Origin of the sequence: Mycobacterium sp., from assembly GCF_035314665.1 — a bacterium.
Lineage (GTDB): Bacteria > Actinomycetota > Actinomycetes > Mycobacteriales > Mycobacteriaceae > Mycobacterium.
Genome location: NZ_DATFZD010000425.1, coordinates 1 through 3,870 on the forward strand (window position 1 = coordinate 1; position 3,870 = coordinate 3,870).

Annotated in this window: 4 protein-coding genes; 3 read left to right on the forward strand and 1 reads right to left on the reverse strand. The window is 65.3% G+C overall.

Annotated elements, in window-relative coordinates; all coding sequences use genetic code 11:
* Positions 1-101: 101 nt before the first annotated feature.
* Positions 102-764 (reverse strand): TetR/AcrR family transcriptional regulator, encoded by a 663-nt coding sequence (locus VKI00_RS30535; RefSeq protein WP_324446626.1) that lies wholly within the window; start codon positions 762-764, stop codon positions 102-104.
* Positions 765-870: 106 nt separating this feature from the next.
* Between VKI00_RS30535 and VKI00_RS30540 the strand changes: the two genes are divergently transcribed.
* The 3 genes from VKI00_RS30540 to VKI00_RS30550 all read left to right on the forward strand — a co-directional run.
* On the forward strand, positions 871-2,004 hold the full coding sequence (locus VKI00_RS30540) for a VOC family protein (protein ID WP_324446628.1): 1,134 nt from the start codon (positions 871-873) through the stop codon (positions 2,002-2,004).
* Positions 2,001-2,939 (forward strand): fumarylacetoacetate hydrolase family protein, encoded by a 939-nt coding sequence (locus tag VKI00_RS30545; RefSeq protein ID WP_324446630.1) that lies wholly within the window; start codon positions 2,001-2,003, stop codon positions 2,937-2,939. The genes VKI00_RS30540 and VKI00_RS30545 overlap by 4 nt, the downstream gene beginning before the upstream one ends.
* Positions 2,936-3,870 (forward strand): bifunctional 3-(3-hydroxy-phenyl)propionate/3-hydroxycinnamic acid hydroxylase (locus tag VKI00_RS30550; RefSeq protein ID WP_324446632.1); only part of this gene is annotated, 935 nt, incomplete at its 3' end. The genes VKI00_RS30545 and VKI00_RS30550, both read left to right, overlap by 4 nt.

Here is a 3,870-nt window from a genome sequence, read left to right on the forward strand (position 1 = left end):
CTCACTTGATGGCACACTACGCCGACGCCGTCGGGTGTCTGCTGCGGATACAGCACACCCACCCAGTTGGTCATACGAGCATCCAGACGTGTCGATGCGGATCACGCCGCGGAGTCGGGCTCGGTCAGCTCGTCGAGGTCACGCAGCGGCCGACGGCAGATCTCCGCGGCCTCGTCGGCAGGCAAGCCGAACATGATCAGCACGTCGCGGGTGGCACGATCGGCCGCCTCGGCGTCGTCACGCTCAGGCTGGTCGTGCAGCAGCTGGCCGAGCCCCATCAGGGCGCCACCGGCGACCGCCAGCGCGAGCATGGGGTCGTCGACTGAGAATCGGCCTGCCCGTGTGGCGGCGTCAATGTCGCGCAGGGCCCGCGGAGCCAGGCCGCGGTCGGCGGAGATCAACGTCAACCCGGTGTTGAGAAGCACCCGGGACATCTCCGGGCGCCGCCTGAACAGCCGCCCGACCAGCCGGAAACTTCGGGCGTATGTCTGCGCTGGATCCTCGCCTTCGACGGTGAGCTTGTCGAGTATCGCGCCGAGTTCGTCGAGCACCTCGTTGACCGCCGCCTGGAACAGCTCTTCTTTGCTGTCGAAGTGGTTGTAGAACGAACCCATCCCGACGTCGGCGGCCTGGGTGATCTCGAGCACCGGCGCGTTGAGTTTGCCGGCGGCGACGAAAGTCTGCGCGGCGCGGATGAGTGCCGCGCGGGTGCGCATCTTGCGCCGTTCCAGGCGGTTTCCGGCAGCTGGGTCGGCCTCGGTCATGCGCCGATATTAGCAGAGAACATCAATGTTGAGAATTTCGTCAGAAAGTCTTGACAGCGGGCCCTCGAATAAGTGACGATATCGTCAGTCAAGCGAAGGAGACACCGTGGCCGCTCACGTCGATGCCCACAAAGACCTGCACAGCGAGCAGGGCGCCCTGCGCGGCGAGCACTCCGGGCGCTCCCGGAATCCCCTGATCAAGGTTCGCGATCTAGCCTGGCTGGAATTCGAGAAACCCGACCTGGTCCGCGCGGAAGCCTTCGCGCGGGCGTTCGGTTTCAGCACGGTGCTGCACACCGCCGACGAGCTGCAGCTGCGGGGCACCGATGCCGGATCGCCCTGCGTGATCGTCCGCCGCGGGCCGCGCTCGCGCTTCGTCGGCACGGCGTTTGCCGCCGAGGACCGGGCCGACGTCGAGCGGCTCGCCGGCGCGACCGGGCGGAAGATCCACACGCTGTCAGAGGCGATCGGCGGCGTCGCGGTAGAACTGGCCGACCCCAACGGGATTGCGGTCAGGGTCGTCGCTGGGATGCACGAGTTGGCCGGGTTGCCCGCGCAAGAACCGCACACCTTCAACTTCGGGCATGAGTTGCGCCGCGCCAACGCCACCCAGCGGCCCCCGCGCGAGCCGGCCCGCGTGCAGCGGTTGGGGCATGTCGTGCTTCAGAGCACGAAGTACATCCAGACGCTGAACTGGTACCTTGACCACTTGGGCCTGATCGTGAGCGATTTCATGTACTACGCGGGCCAGCGTGACCGCGGCCCGGCGATGAGCTTCATCCGCTGCGACCGCGGGTCGACACCCACCGACCACCACACCCTGGCGCTGGCGTTGGGCCCGTCGAACCGCTATGTGCACTCTGCGTATCAGACATGTGATCTGGACGCGATCGCCGCGGGCGGTGAATACCTGCGCGAGTTGGGGTATCACCGGTCGTGGGGGATCGGCAGGCATATCCAGGGCAGCCAGATCTTCGACTACTGGCGCGATCCCGACGGGTTCTTGGTCGAGCACTTCAGCGACGGGGACATGTTCGACAACACCCTCGCACCGGGATGGGCGCCGTTGAGCGCGTCGGGTCTGGCCCAGTGGGGACCGCCGGCCAGCAAGGATTTTCTCGGCATTACCCCCAGCCGGGAAGCAGCTCACGAACTGCGGTCGATGCTGACCGCGGTCCGTGACGACAACGAATTCGACATCACCCGCCTCCGGGGACTACTGAAAGCGGCACGCTCATGACCATTTCCATCTATCGCACCGCCGATGCTTGGTGGGCGGGCAGTTCCGACGCCGTGGCCAAGATCGACACCGATGCAACCACGACGGCGCAGCTGTTGGCCGAGCGGCCGGCGATCGATCGGGCCGCCGCGAGCACCGAGACGGTGCCGGTGAGCGGCCTTGAGCTGCTGTCACCGGTGACCGAGCCGTGTCGCGTCGTTGCGCAGATGACCAACTTCGCCTCCCACGTCGAAGACACCGGAGGTGACCCGAAAAAGGTGCCGCTGACGTTCTTTCGTAAGGCGTCGGGGTCGATCGCCGGGCCTGTCGACGACATCGTCAAGCCTGCGCATGTGCGCCTGCTGGATTACGAGGTGGAGATCGGTTTGGTGATCGGTCGCGACATGGCGGTGGGCACCGCGATCACCGCCGACAACCTGGCCGACTACATCTGCGGGCTGGTGGTGACCAACGACGTGTCGGCGCGTGATGTGCAGCTGACCAAAACGCAGTTTTATGAAGCGAAGTCGTATCCGACGTTCACCCCGGTAGGGCCGGCGCTGGTGCTGCTGGACGCCGACGAGCTGGGTCGCTTCGGTGAGTTGCGCCTGCAGCTTCGCGTCAACGGTGAACCCCGGCAAGACAGCACGGTCGACGCCGACATGATCTATCGGCCGGTGCAGGCCGTTGCGGCACTGGCGCGGTTCCAGCGACTGTCCGTAGGCGATCTGGTGATCACCGGCACCCCCGTCGGCACCGCGCTGTCCGCGCCGCCGAAGCCAGTGCAGAAGCTCGTGGGTCTACTGCCGGACGACGTCAAGTGGAAGATGTTCTTCGCCGGCCAGGCCAAGAACACGAAGTACTTGCATGACGGCGATGTCGTCGAGGCTACCATCGGAACCGACGACGGCAAGATCGATCTCGGCACGCAACGCAACGTGGTGAGGTACTCATGAGCGCCGTCCCTGACTTCGTCCCAGTGGTGATCGTCGGCGCGGGACCAACCGGGATCACCGCGGCAACGAAGCTTGCGCAGTATGACGTCGACTGTCTTGTTCTCGACCGCTGGGAAGACGTCTACCCACAGCCACGTGCCGTTCACCTCGACGACGAAATCTACCGCCTACTTGCCGGATTGGGCATTGCCGACGACTTCGCGGCGATCTCGCAACCGGCCCTTGGTATGCAGCTGCGGGACCGAAACATGCGGATACTTGCGCAGTTTCATCGGAATTGCGCCGAAAGCGCAAATGGCTTCCCGCAGGCGAACATGTTTGACCAGCCGGAATTCGAGGCGCTGCTGCGGGCGAACCTCAAGCATTACCCGCACGCGGTCCTGCGGGGCAATGCCGAGGTGACCGAAGCGGTTCAGATCGGGGCCGACAGAGTGCAGGTCACGTTCACCGATCGGGTCAGCGGCGAAGAGCACCGGGTGGAGACGAGGTATCTACTCGGCTGCGACGGCGCCAACAGCCTGGTCCGCACCGCGATCGGCGCACACATGGAGGAGTTGAAGTTCCAGCAGCGTTGGCTGGTGGTCGATGTGGCGACCACCGCAGAGCTTAACCAGTGGCAAGGCGTCCATCAGGTGTGCGATCCGCATCGGGCGGCCACCTACATGCGCATCGGTGAAAGCCGCTACCGGTGGGAGTTCCGGCTGCTGCCGGACGAGACGGCCGACGACTACCACACGATGGAGGCGCTTTACCCGCTGATCCGGCCGTGGGTGAAAGACATTGCGCCAGAACAGCTGGAGCTGGTGCGCGTCGCCGAGTACACGTTCCGCGCGCAGGTGGCGAACCGCTGGCGCCGTAACAACATGTTCATCCTCGGCGACGCCGCGCACCTGACACCGCCGTTCATCGGCCAAGGCCTGTGCGCGGGGCT